Source organism: Enterobacter sp. 04-C-12-SI-ECC (assembly GCF_047530715.1).
Taxonomy (GTDB): domain Bacteria; phylum Pseudomonadota; class Gammaproteobacteria; order Enterobacterales; family Enterobacteriaceae; genus Enterobacter; species Enterobacter bugandensis.
This window is the reverse complement of record NZ_JBLKDI010000008.1, coordinates 120,162-135,867: the sequence shown is the minus strand read 5'-3', so window position 1 is coordinate 135,867 and position 15,706 is coordinate 120,162. Positions and strand designations below refer to the sequence as shown.

General features: G+C 60.9%; 14 protein-coding genes. 10 read left to right on the top strand and 4 right to left on the bottom strand.

Translation table 11 applies throughout. The features are described 5' to 3' along the window. Position 1: 1 nt before the first annotated feature. From ACMWL8_RS13260 to hycI, 6 genes are read left to right on the top strand one after another with little or no spacing between them, the layout of a single operon-like run. Positions 2-925: a respiratory chain complex I subunit 1 family protein gene (locus ACMWL8_RS13260; protein WP_045261251.1), complete on the top strand. Its 924-nt coding sequence runs from the start codon at positions 2-4 to the stop codon at positions 923-925. Between the two features lie 15 nt (positions 926-940). Then, positions 941-2,650 (top strand): NADH-quinone oxidoreductase subunit C, encoded by a 1,710-nt coding sequence (locus tag ACMWL8_RS13255; RefSeq protein ID WP_045261252.1) that lies wholly within the window; start codon positions 941-943, stop codon positions 2,648-2,650. 9 nt (positions 2,651-2,659) lie between these two features. Next, positions 2,660-3,202, top strand: coding sequence for a formate hydrogenlyase complex iron-sulfur subunit (locus tag ACMWL8_RS13250; protein WP_041908477.1), 543 nt, complete (start codon positions 2,660-2,662; stop codon positions 3,200-3,202). Continuing rightward, a complete protein-coding gene (locus ACMWL8_RS13245; protein ID WP_028014210.1) occupies positions 3,202-3,969 on the top strand; it encodes an NADH-quinone oxidoreductase subunit B family protein in 768 nt (255 codons plus the stop codon). Before ACMWL8_RS13250 ends, ACMWL8_RS13245 begins: the two co-directional genes overlap by 1 nt. Then, positions 3,966-4,376: a formate hydrogenlyase maturation HycH family protein gene (locus tag ACMWL8_RS13240; protein ID WP_045261253.1), complete on the top strand. Its 411-nt coding sequence runs from the start codon at positions 3,966-3,968 to the stop codon at positions 4,374-4,376. Before ACMWL8_RS13245 ends, ACMWL8_RS13240 begins: the two co-directional genes overlap by 4 nt. Then, a complete protein-coding gene (gene hycI, locus ACMWL8_RS13235; protein ID WP_045261254.1) occupies positions 4,369-4,824 on the top strand; it encodes a hydrogenase maturation peptidase HycI in 456 nt (151 codons plus the stop codon). Before ACMWL8_RS13240 ends, hycI begins: the two co-directional genes overlap by 8 nt. Before the next feature lie 79 nt (positions 4,825-4,903). On the opposite strand, the gene ACMWL8_RS13230 is transcribed toward hycI, so the two are convergent. Together ACMWL8_RS13230 and ascF are read right to left on the bottom strand one after the other, a co-directional pair. Then, a complete protein-coding gene (locus ACMWL8_RS13230; protein WP_045261255.1) occupies positions 4,904-6,328 on the bottom strand; it encodes a 6-phospho-beta-glucosidase in 1,425 nt (474 codons plus the stop codon). 18 nt (positions 6,329-6,346) lie between these two features. Next, complete coding sequence (gene ascF / locus ACMWL8_RS13225; RefSeq protein WP_045261256.1) at positions 6,347-7,798, bottom strand: PTS cellobiose/arbutin/salicin transporter subunit IIBC; 1,452 nt, start codon at positions 7,796-7,798, stop codon at positions 6,347-6,349. 213 nt (positions 7,799-8,011) lie between these two features. On the opposite strand from ascF, the gene ACMWL8_RS13220 reads away from it, so the two are divergent. From ACMWL8_RS13220 to ACMWL8_RS13205, 4 genes are all read left to right on the top strand, one after another. Next, complete coding sequence (locus tag ACMWL8_RS13220; RefSeq protein ID WP_032644912.1) at positions 8,012-9,025, top strand: LacI family DNA-binding transcriptional regulator; 1,014 nt, start codon at positions 8,012-8,014, stop codon at positions 9,023-9,025. A gap of 133 nt (positions 9,026-9,158) precedes the next feature. Next, positions 9,159-9,704: an electron transport protein HydN gene (gene hydN / locus ACMWL8_RS13215; protein ID WP_045261257.1), complete on the top strand. Its 546-nt coding sequence runs from the start codon at positions 9,159-9,161 to the stop codon at positions 9,702-9,704. Positions 9,705-9,710: 6 nt separating this feature from the next. Next, positions 9,711-11,927, top strand: a complete 2,217-nt coding sequence (hypF, locus tag ACMWL8_RS13210; RefSeq protein WP_045261258.1) for a carbamoyltransferase HypF — start codon at positions 9,711-9,713, stop codon at positions 11,925-11,927. Between the two features lies 1 nt (position 11,928). Further along, positions 11,929-12,951: a HoxN/HupN/NixA family nickel/cobalt transporter gene (locus ACMWL8_RS13205; RefSeq protein WP_045261259.1), complete on the top strand. Its 1,023-nt coding sequence runs from the start codon at positions 11,929-11,931 to the stop codon at positions 12,949-12,951. A 90-nt stretch (positions 12,952-13,041) separates the two neighbouring features. Here the strand turns inward: ACMWL8_RS13205 and norW are convergent, their stop codons facing one another. Beyond that, the gene (gene norW / locus ACMWL8_RS13200) at positions 13,042-14,175 is read right to left on the bottom strand and encodes an NADH:flavorubredoxin reductase NorW (protein ID WP_045261260.1); all 1,134 of its coding nucleotides are present in this window, start codon (positions 14,173-14,175) and stop codon (positions 13,042-13,044) included. Continuing rightward, positions 14,172-15,614, bottom strand: coding sequence for an anaerobic nitric oxide reductase flavorubredoxin (gene norV, locus ACMWL8_RS13195; protein WP_045261261.1), 1,443 nt, complete (start codon positions 15,612-15,614; stop codon positions 14,172-14,174). The genes norW and norV overlap by 4 nt, the downstream gene beginning before the upstream one ends. Positions 15,615-15,706: the final 92 nt, after the last annotated feature.

Genomic DNA, 15,706 nt, shown 5'->3' with positions numbered 1-15,706 from the left:
CATGAGTCTGTTACTGGCAATTCTTCAGGCGCTGGTGCTGTTCGCCGCCGCGCCGCTGCTGTCGGGCATCACGCGCGTGGCGCGCGCCCGAATGCACAACCGTCGCGGGCCTGGCGTGCTCCAGGAGTACCGCGATCTCTTCAAACTGCTCTCCCGCCAGAGCGTCGCGCCGGATGCCGCGGGCTGGGTGTTCCGCCTGACGCCGTTCGTGATGGTCGGCGTGATGCTCACCATCGCCACCGCGCTGCCGGTGGTCACGGCAGGCTCGCCGCTGCCGGTGCTCGGCGATCTGATTACGCTCATCTATCTCTTCGCCATCGCGCGCTTCTTCTTTGCGATTGCGGGCCTGGACACCGGCAGCCCGTTTACCGGCATCGGCGCCAGCCGCGAGGCGATGCTCGGCGTGCTGGTTGAGCCGATCCTGCTGCTGGGGCTGTGGGTGGCCGCGCAGGTTGCAGGTTCGACCCACATCAGTTTTATCACCGACACCGTTTACCACTGGCCGGTGGCCCGCTCCATCCCGCTCGTGCTGGCACTCTGCGCCTGCGCATTCGCCACGTTTATTGAGATGGGCAAGCTGCCGTTCGATCTCGCGGAAGCGGAGCAGGAGCTGCAGGAAGGGCCGCTCACCGAGTACAGCGGCTACGGCTTTGCGGTGCTGAAGTGGGGCATCAGCCTTAAGCAAATGGTGGTGTTGCAGATGTTTGTTGGCGTTTTCTTCCCGTGGGGGCAGATGACGTACTTCTCTGCAGGCGGCCTGCTGCTGGCCGTGGTGGTGGCCGCCCTCAAGCTGCTGGTCGGCGTGCTGGTCATCGCCCTGTTTGAAAACAGCATGGCACGCCTGCGTTTTGCGGCAACCTCGCGCATCACCTGGGCCTGTTTTGGTTTTGCATTTTTAGCGTTCGTCTCCTTGCTGGTGGCGTGATTAAAGAGAGTGTTTATGTCTGAAGAAAAGAAAGGTCAGCAGTATCTCGCCGCGTTGCATCAGGCTTTCCCGGGCGTGGTGCTGGAGGAGTCCTGGCAAACCAAAGATCAGATCACCATTACCGTGAAGGTGAACTACCTGCCGGAAGTGGTGGAGTTTCTCTATTACCAGCAGGGCGGCTGGCTGTCGGTGCTGTTCGGCAACGACGAGCGCCAGCTGTGCGGCAACTACGCGGTGTACTACGTGATGTCGATGGAGCAGGGCGAGAAGTGCTGGCTCACCGTGCGCGTCGAAGTCGACCCGAATAAGCCGGAATACCCGTCCGTGACGCCGCGCGTTCCTGCCGCCGTCTGGGGTGAGCGCGAGGTGCGCGACATGTACGGCCTGGTGCCGGTCGGCCTGCCGGACGAGCGTCGTCTGGTGCTGCCGGACGACTGGCCGGATGAACTCTATCCGCTGCGCAAGGACAGCATGGATTACCGCCAGCGTCCGGCCCCGACCACCGACAGCGAAACCTACGAGTTCATCAACGAGCTGGGCAGCAAGAAGAACAACGTGGTGCCGATCGGCCCGCTGCACGTCACCTCCGACGAACCAGGCCACTTCCGCCTGTTCGTCGACGGCGAAAATATCATCGACGCTGACTACCGCCTGTTCTACGTCCACCGTGGCATGGAGAAGCTGGCGGAAACCCGCATGGGCTACAACGAGGTCACGTTCCTCTCTGACCGCGTGTGCGGCATCTGCGGCTTCGCCCACAGCACCGCCTACACCACCTCGGTGGAGAACGGTATGGGGATCGTGGTACCGGAGCGCGCGCAGATGATCCGCGCCATTCTGCTGGAGGTGGAGCGCCTGCACTCGCACCTGCTGAACCTCGGCCTGGCCTGCCACTTCGTTGGCTTTGACGCCGGGTTTATGCAGTTCTTCCGCGTGCGCGAAGCGTCGATGAAGATGGCGGAGATCCTCACCGGGGCGCGCAAAACCTACGGCCTGAACCTGATCGGCGGGATCCGCCGCGACCTGCTGAAGAATGACATGATCCAGACCCGCCAGCTGGCGCAGCAGATGCGCCGCGACGTGCAGGAGCTGGTGGACATGCTGCTCAGCACGCCCAACATCGAGCAGCGCACCGTCGGCATCGGCCGCCTCGATCCGGAGATCGCCCGCGACTTCAGCAACGTCGGCCCGATGGTGCGCGCCAGCGGCCACGCCCGCGATACCCGTGCCGATCACCCGTTCGTCGGCTACGGCCTGCTGCCGATGACCGTACACAGCGAGCAGGGCTGCGACGTCATCTCCCGCCTGAAGGTGCGCATCAACGAGGTGTTCACCGCCCTGAACATGATCGACTTTGGTCTGGACAACCTGCCGGGCGGCCCGCTGATGGTGGAGGGCTTCACCTACATCCCGAACCGCTTTGCCCTCGGCTTTGCCGAAGCGCCGCGCGGGGACGACATCCACTGGAGCATGACCGGCGACAATCAGAAGCTTTACCGCTGGCGCTGCCGCGCGGCGACCTACGCCAACTGGCCAACCCTGCGCTACATGCTGCGCGGCAACACGGTTTCCGACGCGCCGCTGATCATCGGCAGCCTCGACCCGTGCTACTCCTGCACCGACCGCATGACCGTTGTGGACGTGCGCAAGAAGAAAAGCCAGGTGGTGCCGTACAAAGAGCTTGAGCGCTACAGCATCGAGCGCAAGAACTCGCCGCTGAAATAAGGACACGCCATGTTTACCTTTATCAAAAAAGTGATCAAAACCGGCGCGCAGACCAGCAGCTATCCGCTGGAGCCGATCCCGGTGGATAAAAACTTTCGCGGCAAGCCGGAGCACAACCCGCAGCAGTGCATCGGCTGCGCGGCCTGCGTCAACGCCTGCCCGTCGAACGCCTTAACGGTGGAAACGGACCTCAAAACCGGCGAGCTGGCCTGGCAGTTTAACCTCGGGCGCTGCATCTTCTGCGGCCGCTGCGAGGAGGTCTGCCCGACGGTCGCCATTCGACTTTCCCAGGAGTACGAACTGGCGGTGTGGAAAAAAGAGGATTTTCTCCAGCAGTCGCGCTTCGCGCTGTGCAATTGCCGCGTCTGCAAGCGTCCGTTCGCCGTGCAAAAAGAGATCGACTACGCCATTGCGCTGCTGCAGCACAACGGCGACGCCCGCGCGGAGCATCACCGCGAAAGCTTCGAAACCTGCCCGGAGTGCAAACGTCAGAAGTGCCTGCTGCCGTCCGACCGCATTGATATTACCCGCCATATGAGAGAGGCCAGCTGATGGAAAACTTACTCGGCCCGCGCGACGATAACGGCATTCCGGTGCCGCTGACGGTGGAGGAGTCCATCGCCAGCATGAAAGCGTCGCTACTGAAAAAAATCAAACGCTCGGCCTACGTTTACCGCGTGGACTGCGGCGGCTGCAACGGCTGTGAGATCGAGATCTTCGCCACCCTGTCGCCGCTATTTGACGCCGAGCGCTTCGGCATCAAAGTGGTACCGTCCCCGCGTCATGCGGACATTCTGCTGTTTACCGGGGCGGTGACCCGCGCTATGCGATCGCCCGCGCTGCGCGCCTGGCAGTCCGCGCCGGATCCGAAAATCTGCATCTCCTACGGCGCCTGCGGCAACAGCGGCGGCATCTTCCACGATCTTTACTGCGTCTGGGGCGGCACCGACAAAATCGTGCCGGTGGATGTCTATATTCCGGGCTGCCCGCCGACGCCCGCCGCCACGCTGTACGGCTTTGCGATGGCGCTCGGCCTGCTGGAGCAGAAAATCCACGCCCGCGCACCTGGCGAGATCGACAACCAGCCCGCGGCCATTCTGCATCCGGACATGGTCCAGCCGCTGCGCGTGAAGGTGGACCGCACGGCGCGCAGGCTGGCGGGCTATCGCTACGGGCGTCAGATTGCCGACGATTACCTGCGCCTGCTGAGCCAGGGCGACCATCAGGTGGCGCGCTGGCTGGAGGCGGAAAACGATCCGCGTCTCAATGAGATCGTGGCAAACCTGAACAGCATTGTGGATGAGGCGCGTATCCGATGAGTGAAACGGTGGTGTTCAGCCAGCTGAGCCGTAAGTTTATTGATGAGAACGATGCCACGCCGGATGCGGCGCAGCAGGTGGTCTATTACAGCCTGGCTATTGGGCACCACCTCGGGGTGATCGACTGTCTGGAGGCGGCGCTAACCTGCCCGTGGCAGGAATACCTGGCGTGGATCGCCACGCTGGAGGAGGGCAGCACCGCGCGGCGCAAGATGGAGGGCGTGCCGAAGTATGGCGAGATCGTCATCGACGCCAACCATATCACGATGCTCGCTAACGCCTTTGACGCGGCGCTCGGCAGGCAAACCCCGGCGCAGCAGGCGTGGAGCAAAACGCTGCTCGGCATGCTGCACGATATTCATCAGGAGAGCGCCATCTACCTGATGGTGAGGAGATTACGTGACTGACGTTTTACTGTGTGTCGGCAACAGCATGATGGGCGACGACGGCGCGGGCCCGCTGCTGGCGGAGATGTGCGCCGCGAACCCGCAGGGCGACTGGGTGGTGATTGACGGCGGCAGCGCGCCGGAAAACGATGTGGTCGCCATTCGCGAGCTGCACCCGGAAAGGCTGCTAATCGTCGATGCCACCGATATGGGGCTGAACCCGGGCGAAATCCGCCTGATTGACCCGGACGACATCGCCGAGATGTTTATGATGACCACCCACAATATGCCGCTGAACTACCTGGTCGATCAGATCAGGGACGACGTGGGCGAGGTGCTGTTTTTGGGGATCCAGCCGGACATTGTCGGCTTTTATTATCCGATGACGCCGCCGGTGAAGGCGGCGGTGGAAGAGGTGTATTCGCGGCTGGCGGGATGGGTTGGGGATGGAGGGTTTTCTCCCCTCTGAGCAGTGCCGGGTGGCGGCTACGCCTTACCGGGCCTACAAAACCATAGGCCCGGTAAGCGCAGCGCCACCGGGCAACTGGCTACGCCAGATCCGCCCCGTTACTCGCAATCACCTTCTTATACCACCAGAACGACTTCTTGCGCTTGCGGTCCAGCGTGCCGTTCCCGGCGTCGTCGCGGTCAACGTACACAAACCCGTAGCGCTTGCTCATCTCGCCCGTTGAGGCCGACACCAGGTCGATGCAGCCCCAGGTGGTGTAGCCCATCAGCGGCACGCCGTCCTCAATCGCATCGCCCATCGCGCGGATATGCTCGCGCAGGTAGCTGATGCGGTAGTCGTCGTTGATCTCGCCATTTTCATCTATGACGTCCTTCGCGCCAAGGCCGTTTTCCACTAGGAACAGCGGCTTCTGGTAGCGGTCGTACATCATGTTCATGGTGATACGCAGGCCGAGCGGATCGATGCCCCAGCCCCACTCGCTTACCTGAATATGCGGGTTACGCAGGGACTTCACGATGTTTGCCGCGCTGGTGTTGCCCGCGTTCATGTCCGCCGAGGCGCAGCGCGAGGCGTAATAGCTGAACGAGACAAAGTCGACGGTGTTTTTCAGCAGTTCGTCATCGCCTGGGTCTTTAACAATCACGACGCCTTTCTCGCGGAACACGCGGGCAGAATAGGCCGGATAGCTGCCGCGTGCCTGCACGTCGATAAAGAACAGATTCTCGCGGTCTTTTTCCAGCGCCATCCACACGTCTTCCGGCTTGCAGGAGTACGGGTAGAAGTTACCGCCCGCCAGCATGCAGCCGACCTGGTTTTCCGGGTTCACCTCGTGGGCGATTTTTGTCGCCAGCGCGCTCGCCACCAGCTCGTGGTGCGCGGCCTGGTATTTCACCTGATCCTCGTTTTCACCTTCCTCAAACACCAGCCCCGCGCCGGAAAACGGGCTGTGCAGCATGATGTTGATTTCGTTGAAGGTCAGCCAGTATTTCACCAGCCCGTTAAATTCCTCGAAGCAGGTGCGGGCGTAGCGGGCGAAGAAATCGACCATCTTACGGTTGCGCCAGGAGCCATACTCCGTCACCAGGTGCATCGGCACGTCAAAGTGGCAAAGCGTTACCAGCGGCTCAATGTTGTACTTTTTGCACTCCTCGAACACCGCACGGTAGAAGGCAATGCCCTCCTTATTCGGCAGCGGCTCGTCGCCGTTCGGGTAGAGGCGGCTCCAGGCAATCGAGGTGCGGAACACCGTAAAGCCCATCTCCGCCATCAGGGCGATGTCCTCTTTATAGCGATGGTAAAAATCAATCGCTTCATGGCTCGGGTAAAACTCATCGTCACGCAGCGAAAAACGCTTTTCCTTACCCAGCTTCACCGCCAGGCGGTTCGCGCCGTGGGGGATCATATCGACCGTCGTCAGTCCTTTGCCGCCTTCACGGTAAGCACCTTCACTCTGGTTGGCGGCAAGCGCGCCGCCCCATAAAAATCCTTGTGGAAAAACAGACATTCTTACCTCGCTTTCAATTTATGCTTTTGCTGCGTTGTTCTGTACCGGTGCGGTCTGCAGGGCGCGCGCTTTTTCAGCCTCGTCTTCGACCGGGATATCCTCAAACCCTAACAGCAGGGTCAGAACAAATGACAGCACCACGGCCAGACCCATTACGCCAAACACCCAGACGATGGTCATCGGGTTGGCCGGGTCGAAGAACTGCACGCTGGTAAACAGCCCCGGCGCCGCCATCGAGTGGCTGGCAAGGCCTGCCATACCCGCCACCGCGCCGCAGATAAAGCCGCTGATCAGGCTCGCAATCAGCGGACGCTTCAGGCGTACCGCTACGCCGTACAGGGCCGGTTCAGAGATCCCCGCCATGATGGCGGAGGCCGCCGCGGCCAGCGCCGTCTGGCGCAGTTCCGGGTTTTTCGTTTTCCACGCCACCGCCAGCGACGAGCCGCCGAGCGACAGGTTGGCGCCGATTTCTGACGGCATCACCATTCCTTCTTTGCCCGTTTCGGCAATGGTCTGAATGATGGTCGGCGTAAACACGCGGTGCATCCCGGTCATCACAAGCAGCGGCCACAGTGCGCCCATGATGGCGACGGAGAGCCAGCCCAGGTAGCCGTGAATGGTGTAAACCAGCGCGGAGATGGCGCTACCGATCCAGATCCCCAGCGGGCCAATCAGCACGATGGCGAGCGGGGCGGCAATCAGCACGATCAGCATCGGCTTGAGGAAGTTTTTGGTCACCGCCGGGGTGATGCGATCCACCCAGCGTTCGATATACGACAGGCACCAGGTCATGACCAGCGCCGGGATGACGGTATAGGTGTATTTCACCGCCGTCACCGGAATAAAGGCGAACTCAACGTGCTCGCCCTGCGCGGCTTTCGCCATCAGTTCGATAAAGCTCGGGTGCACCAGCACGCCCGCGATGGCAATCGCCAGCGACATGTTGGTTTTAAACTTCACCGCCGCCGAGGCCGCTACCATCAGCGGCAGGAAGAAGAACGCCCCGTCGCCAATGACCGTCAAAATGGTGAGCGTCGGCGCGCCTTTTTCCAGCACGCCAGTCATTTCGAGGATCATCGCCAGCAGCTTGACCATCGAACCGCCGATGATTGCCGGGATCAGCGGCGACATGGTGCCGATCAGCGCGTCGAGGATCCCGGCACCAATGCGGCGTAACGTCAGCTTCTGCGGGCCTTCCGGTACCACGGGCTGCAGGTCAACGGGCAGCAGGCTCACTACTTCGCGGTACGCCTGTGAAACCGTGTTGCCAATAATCACCTGGCACTGGTTGTCGTTACGCACCACGCCAAGCACGCCGCTGATGCTTTTCAGGCGCGCAACGTCGGTAAGATTTTCGTCTTTCAGAACGAAACGCAGGCGCGTCATGCAGTGGGTGACGGCGACGATGTTCTCTTTGCCGCCCAGCGCGCTGATAACGTCGTTTGCCAGCGCAGCGTAGTTTTTGGCCATCGGATCTGTTCCTGTTATCGTTGTGTGAAATGTAGGAAACCGGTTCCACATAATCATCATGAGTTTCTTTTGTTGAAACAAGACCGCTTTTTGGACATTTTTTCTTTTCGTGATGAAGATCGCAGTGGGGTGTAGAAAGCGTGACGTCGTCGCTGCGACAATTTTTTCGCGGTGCAGTACACTGCCCGCATGAGTTTCGGATGGAAGAACAATATGACCACGATGCTGGAAGTGGCGAAGCGGGCAGGCGTATCGAAAGCGACGGTCTCCCGGGTGTTGTCGGGCAACGGCTACGTTAGTCAGGAGACCAAAGACCGGGTTTTTCAGGCCATTGAAGAGAGCGGCTATCGCCCGAACTTGCTGGCGCGAAATCTGGCGACCAAACGCACCCAGACGCTTGGGCTGGTAGTGACCAACACCCTGTATCACGGCGTCTACTTTAGCGAGCTGCTGTTTAACGCCGCGCGGATGACGGAAGAAAAAGGGCGGCAGCTGATCCTCGCCGACGGTAAGCACAGCGCCGAAGAAGAGCGCGAGGCGATCCAGTATCTGCTGGATATGCGCTGCGATGCGGTAATTATCTACCCGCGTTTTCTGAGCGTGGAAGAGCTGGACGAGCTCGTCGAGAAATGCGAGCAGCCGATTATGGTGCTTAACCGCCGCCTGCGGAAAAACAGCAGCCACAGCGTCTGGTCCGATCATAAAGCCTCGTGTCAGGACGCGGTGTCGCAGTTGATTGCGAAAGGGCACCGGGAGATTGCCTTTATCACCGGTTCGCTGGATTCCCCCACCGGGGTTGAGCGTCTTTCCGGTTACAGGGATGCGCTGGCGCAGCACGGTATTGCAGCGCGTGACGCGCTTATCGCCGAAGGGAAGTGGAACCCGGCCAGCGGCGCGGCGGCGGTCACTCAACTCCTCTCCCGCGGCGAACCGTTTACCGCGCTGGTGGCGAGCAACGACGATATGGCGATCGGCGCCATCAAGCAGCTGCACGACAGCGGGGTCGCCACGCCGGACGCGGTGTCCGTCATCGGCTTTGACGACGTGGCGATTGCGCCCTACATCGTGCCGTCGCTCTCCAGCGTGCGTATTCCGGTGACGGCGATGATCCAGGAGATCGTCAGTCGCCTGATTTTCATGCTCGACGGCGGAGAGTTCAAATATCAGCAAACCTTTTCTGGCGAGCTTGTCCTGCGCGACTCCGTTACCGATGGCCCGCACCGCTGACGTCGACATCTGTCATCGTCATTAATGACGATGACAGAAACGCTTCGTTTTTATTATTGTTAAAAATCAGTGGGTTAAATATTGGCACGGTTTATGAATAGCTTCGCGCATAACAGTTATGCCGGAGAAGCAAATGAACCGTTTTATTATGGCCGATGCCAGCAAGTGCATTGGTTGCCGTACCTGTGAAGTGGCGTGCGTGGTTTCCCACCAGGTGGAGCAGGATTGCGCCTCTCTCACTCCCGATACCTTCCTGCCGCGCATTCACGTCATTAAAGGTGTGAATATTTCCACCGCCGCCATCTGTCGCCAGTGCGAAGATGCGCCGTGCGCGAACGTCTGCCCGAACGGGGCGATTAAGCGCGAGAAGGGCTTTGTGCACGTGATGCAGGAGCGCTGCATTGGCTGCAAAACCTGCGTTGTGGCCTGTCCGTATGGCGCGATGGAGGTGGTTGTCCGCCCGGTGGTGCGCAACAGCGGCATGGGGCTGAGCGTGCGGGCAGAGAAAGCCGAAGCCAATAAATGCGATCTTTGCTATCACCGCGAAGCCGGCCCGGCCTGTATGGAGGCCTGCCCGACGCACGCGCTGGTCTGCGTGGATCGTGACAAGCTTGAGCAGATGAGCGCAGAAAAACGCCGTCGCGCGGCGTTCGACACCTCGTCATCGCTGCTGTTTTAAGCTGCGATGAGCGTTAACGGCGTACAGCTTCGGGTGCGCGGCAAAGTGCAGGGCGTGGGGTTTCGGCCCTTCGTCTGGCAGCTGGCGCACCGGCTGAAGCTTGTGGGCGATGTCTGCAACGACGGAGAGGGTGTCCTGGTGCGTCTCGCGGGTAATGGGGGGGACTTTACCGCGAGGCTGCATCAGGACTGCCCACCGCTGGCGCGCATCGATCGCGTTGAAACGCAGCCGTTCACCTGGGCGGACATGCCTGAGGACTTTACCATCCGCCACAGCGATCGCGGGGCGATGGATACGCAAATCGTACCGGATGCCGCCACCTGCCCGGCGTGTCTGGCTGAAATGCGCGATCCCCGCGAGCGCCGCTATCGTTACCCGTTTATCAACTGCACCCACTGCGGGCCGCGGTTTACCATTATCCGCGCCATGCCGTACGACCGTCCGGCCACGTCGATGGCCGCATTCCCGCTCTGCGCGCCGTGCGAAACCGAGTACCGCAACCCGGCCGACCGCCGCTTCCACGCCCAGCCGGTGGCCTGCCCGGACTGCGGGCCGCAGCTGGAATGGCGAGCCGGAGACACTATTGCCACTCGCGAATCGGCCTTAAACGAGGCGGTGAAGAGGTTGAAAAACGGCGGGATCGTGGCGGTTAAAGGGCTGGGGGGATTTCATCTGGTCTGCGACGCGCTTAACCCGCAGGCAGTAGCGACGCTGCGGGCACGCAAGCAGCGCCCGACGAAGCCGCTGGCGGTGATGCTACCGGATGCGGACGATCTGCCGGAGACGATACAGACGCTGTTACGCTCGCCCGCGGCACCGATCGTGCTGACGCCGAAAGCTTCGCTTCCCGCGTTTCCCGAGGAAATTGCCCCAGGGCTCGACTGCGTAGGCGTGATGCTGCCCGCGAACCCGCTCCAGCATCTTTTGCTGATGGACTGCCGGCGCCCGCTGGTGATGACCTCCGGCAACCTCAGTGGCAGGCCGCCTGCCGTCACCAACGCGCAGGCGCTGGAGGATCTCAGCGGCATCGCGGACGGCTTCCTGCTGCACAACCGCGACATCCTGCAGCGCATGGATGATTCGGTGATGGATCGGGATGGCGCTATCCTGCGTCGTGCCCGGGGTTTTGTGCCCGATGCCGTCACGTTGCCCGCGGGTTTTGAGAATATCCCCGCCATGCTGTGCACCGGTGCAGAGATGAAAAACACCTTCTGCCTGGTGCGCGGCAACCAGGCGGTGCTGAGCCAGCACTTTGGCGATCTGAGCGACGAGGGCGTAGAGGCGCAGTGGCGCAGCGCGCTCTCGACGATGCAGGACATCTACGCTTTCCAGCCTGATAAGCTGGTGTGCGATGCCCATCCGGGGTATCGCGCGCACCGGTGGGCGCAGGAGCAGGCGCTGCTCGTCGAAACCGTGCTGCATCATCACGCTCACGCGGCGGCGTGCCTGGCGGAGAACGGCTGGCCGCTCGGCGGCGGAGACGCTATCGCTCTGACGCTGGACGGGATCGGCATGGGCGAGAACGGCGCGCTGTGGGGCGGAGAGTGCCTGCGGGTGAACTATCTCGACTGCGAACGGCTCGGCGGCCTGCCTGCCGTGGCGCTGCCGGGCGGCGATCTGGCGGCAAAGCAGCCGTGGCGTAATCTGCTCGCCCACTGCCTGGCGTTTGTCCCGGACTGGCAACGCTACCCGGAAACGCGAGCGGTTCAGCGCCACAGCTGGCCGCTGCTGGCAACGGCGATCCAGCGTGGCATCAACGCGCCGCAGGCGTCGTCCTGCGGTCGTTTGTTTGACGCGGTCGCCTGCGCGCTGGGCATTGACGCGCAGCGCTACGAAGGCGAGGCAGCGTGCAGGCTGGAGGCGCTGGCATCGCAGTGCGCGGGCGTTGACCATCCGGTGATTGTGGAAGCAAATAACCTTGCGCTGTTCTGGCAGCAGTGGCTGAACTGGCAGGCGGAGCCCTGCGAGCGCGCGTGGGCGTTTCACGACGCGCTGGCAAAAGGGCTGGCTCAGCTCGCCGCGCGCCATGCCCGACGCTTATCGATTTCGACAATCTGCTTCAGCGGCGGTGTGTTGCACAACCGCCTGCTGCGCGCGCGCCTGCGTCATTATCTTTCTGACTTTACGCTTCTTTTTCCTTCGCGCCTGCCCGCAGGTGACGGAGCGATCTCCTTCGGGCAGGCGGTGATTGCCGCTGCCCGGTCATGTTCAAAAAGGATTTAAAATGTTACGACTGTTACGCAACGAACCTCGCGCCGCGCTTCTGCTGCTGGCTCTGGTAATGGCAAACCTGCTGGCCTGGGGATGGGCATGGCACTCTTTTAGCGGCAGCACGGCGCTGATGGCCGCCAGCCTGCTGGCGTGGTGCTACGGGCTGCGCCATGCGGTGGATGCCGACCATATCGCGGCCATTGATACCGTGACGCGTAAGATGATGCAGCAAGGCAAACGCCCGTGCGGGGTGGGGGCGTGGTTCTCGCTGGGGCACTCCACCATCGTGGTGCTGGCCTCCATTGCCATCGCCGCCACCGCCACGGCGTTTCAGAAAAACATGGAATGGTTCCACGAAACCGGCAGCCTGATTGGCACTGCGGTATCCGCCACCTTCCTGCTGGCGATGGCGCTGGTGAATATGGTGATCCTGCGCGGCGTCTGGCGCAGTTTCCAGGCGCTGAAAAAGGGCCAGACGGTGCAGGGTGACGTCACGCTGCCTGCCCAGGGGGGCGTTATGAACTGGCTGTTCGGTAAAACCTTCCGCCTCGTCAATAAAAGCTGGCAGATGTATCTGGTGGGTTTCCTGTTTGGCCTCGGCTTCGACACGGCCACCGAAATTGGCGTGCTGGGGATCTCCGCCGCCAGCGCCTCCAGCGGGATGTCCGTGTGGTCAATCATGATCTTCCCGGCGCTCTTCGCCAGCGGCATGGCGCTGGTGGATACGCTCGATAACCTGCTGATGGTCGGTGCCTACGGCTGGGCGTTTGATAAACCGCAGCGCAAGCTCTACTACAACATGACCATCACCGGCACCTCCGTGGTGGTGGCGCTGTTTATCGGCGGGCTGGAAGCGCTGGGCCTGCTGATGGATAAATTTGCCCTCAGCGGCGGCATCTGGGATCTGATCGGCGCGGTAAATGACAACCTGGGCAACGCCGGGTTTGTGGTTGTCGGGCTGTTCGTTGCCTGCTGGCTCATCTCCATGGCCAACTATCGCTGGCGCGGCTACGACGCGCTGGTGGTGCGTTCCTGAACTCCCCACCCTGTTTTACCCGGCGGCGCTACGCTTGCGCGGGTCTGCATGTAGGCCGGGTAAGCGGAGCGCTACCCGGCAATACGAGGGTTAAGCAGGTAGCGATTTCAGCAGGGCGAAGGCCTCCTTCATCCGGTCTTCGCTGACGACAAAGGCGCGTATCTGACCCTCGTTGTCCGCGCCGCGCGCGACCATTCCCTGCGGTTCGAGGGTAATTTGCCAGTTCAGATCCTGACGCTGCGTTTCACCTGCAAGATGCAGCGGCAATTCCGGCGTTTTGACCTTTACCAGCATGGCGGGTAATTTCAGCGGCGCGCTGCCGCCGAGCAGGTTTTTTGCCAGATACATGGCGCTTAACTGAATCGGCTGCAGGAAGGGCAGCACCTGGCCGTTAATTTCCGCGCAGTCGCCCAGGGCATAAATATCCGGCCGCGTGGTTTGCAGGTAGCTATTTACCTTCACGCCGCGGTTTATTTCAGCCCCTGCGCGATGCGCCAGCGCGGTTTCCGGGCGCAGGCCCGTCGCGGCAACCACCGCATCCACTTCTACGCTGCGGCTTCGGTCGAGCGTGGCACGGATACCGCCTTCGGTTTTGCTCAGGCTTTGTAGCTGCGATTTCAACATCAGATGCACGCCCATATCGGTCAGACGATGCTGTAAGCGACTGCTTACTTCTGCGGGCATCAGCGCCGACAGAATGCTCGCCGCGTGGTCAACCAGGGTCACGGATTTTCCCGCCCGACAGAAGTCCATCGCCAGCTCGGTGCCGATCAGCCCGCCGCCGACAATCATCACCCGTTGCGCATCGCGTAACAGGGTTTCGCTGGCCTGATACTCCTGCTGGCTGTTGAGGGTAATCATCAGCTCGCGGCCTTCAACCGGCGGCACAAACGCAGATGCCCCGGTCGCCAGCACCAGCCTGTCGTACTGCCAGGTTTTCTCTTTCGCTTTTACCACGTGGGCGTCGGCATCGATATCGGTGACCCAGGTGTACGGAAACAGACGCAGGTTGAACTGCTCCGCAAACTCCCCCGCCGTCTGGCGGGTGAGGTCATCGGCGCGCTGATTCTGGCTAATGACGTGGCTTAAATCAGGCTTGTTGTACTCGTCCATGCTGTCGGCGGCGATCAGCGTCAACGGCACGTTTGCATCCTGTTTGCGGATATTTTTCACCAGCTGGCGGGCAGCAAAGCCCGAGCCGATGATAACGATGCCGTTGCTCATTTTGCCTCCGTTGCCAGTTCATCAAACACGTCTTTACCGAGGGAGCATTCCGGGCAGAGGAAGTTGTCCGGCACCTCGCTCCACGGCGTGCCCGGGGCAACATCCTGCAGCGGTTCGCCCAGCTCAGGATCGTAGATCCACTGGCAGACGCTGCACTGCATGCGCGGACCGAGATCGGCGCTGGCTGCCGCAGAACAGGTTTGTGGCTGTTCCGCAGGTTTTGCGGTGACTTCAGGAAGCGGGGCGAGCGCCCACTGACGGGCGATGTCGCGGCCATGCTGGCGGCAGATTTCCAGCGCGTCGATATCCGGACGCCATTTCGCCTTCAGGCTCATGGACATCTCAAAACCCGCATCCTGTAAACGGGTAGAAAGACGGTCTACCGCGCCGCCGCTCCAGCCGTGAGAGCCAAAGGCGCTGGCGCGTTTGTTACGAAAGCGCAGGCCGGTCATCTCTTCCACCAGGCCGGCAATCTTCGGCATCATCACGTTATTCATGGTGGAGGTACCCACCAGCACGCCTTTGGAGCGGAAGACGTTGGTCAATACCTCGTTCTTATCGCTGCGCGCCACGTTGAAGATTTTCACCGCCACGTTCGGGTCAACTTCATTGATCCCCTGGGCAATCGCGTCCGCCATCATGCGGGTGTTGTTGGACATGGTGTCGTAGAAGATAGTGATGCGGTCTTCCTGGTAATCCGCGGCCCACTTCAGGTACAGCTCGACGATCTGGGTGGGGTTTTCACGCCACACCACGCCGTGGGAGGTCGCAATCATGTCCACCGGCAGGTTGAAGCCGAGGATCTCGGTAATTTTAGGGGGCACCAGACGGCTGAACGGGGTCAGGATATTGGCGTAGTAGCGCTGGCACTGTTCGAACAGCTCGGTCTGATCCACTTCGTCATTGAACAGGCGTTCGTCGCAGTAGTGCTGGCCGAAGGCGTCGTTGCTGAACAGCACCGCGTCGCCGGTCATGTAGGTCATCATGCTGTCCGGCCAGTGCAGCATCGGGGTTTCGACGAAGATCAGCTGCTTGCCGTTGCCGATATCCAGCGTGTCGCCGGTTTTTACGGTGTGGAAGTTCCACTCCGGATGGTGGTGGTGGCCGTTAATTGAATCAATGGCGTTGGTGGTGCAGTAGATTGGGGTATCCGGAATGTGGGACATCAGCTCGGTCAGCGCCCCGGCGTGGTCCTCTTCCGCATGGTTGATGATGATGTAGTCGATGTCATTCAGGTTGATTTCACCGCGCAGGTTCTGCACGAACTCACGGCTGAATTTGTGATCGACGGTATCGATCAGGACGTTTTTACCTTCGCGGATGAGATAGCTGTTGTAGCTGCTGCCGCGCAGCGTTTTGTATTCCGTCCCGTGGAAATCGCGCACTTCCCAGTCACGTTGACCTACCCAATGAATGTTATTTTTAACCAGAATAGACATAGCAACCTCAACTTAATACAGCGTTTTCAAATAAGATGGTTTGCTTATATCAAGTTGCGTGCCAACTTTTTAAATCATTAATATTCAATAAG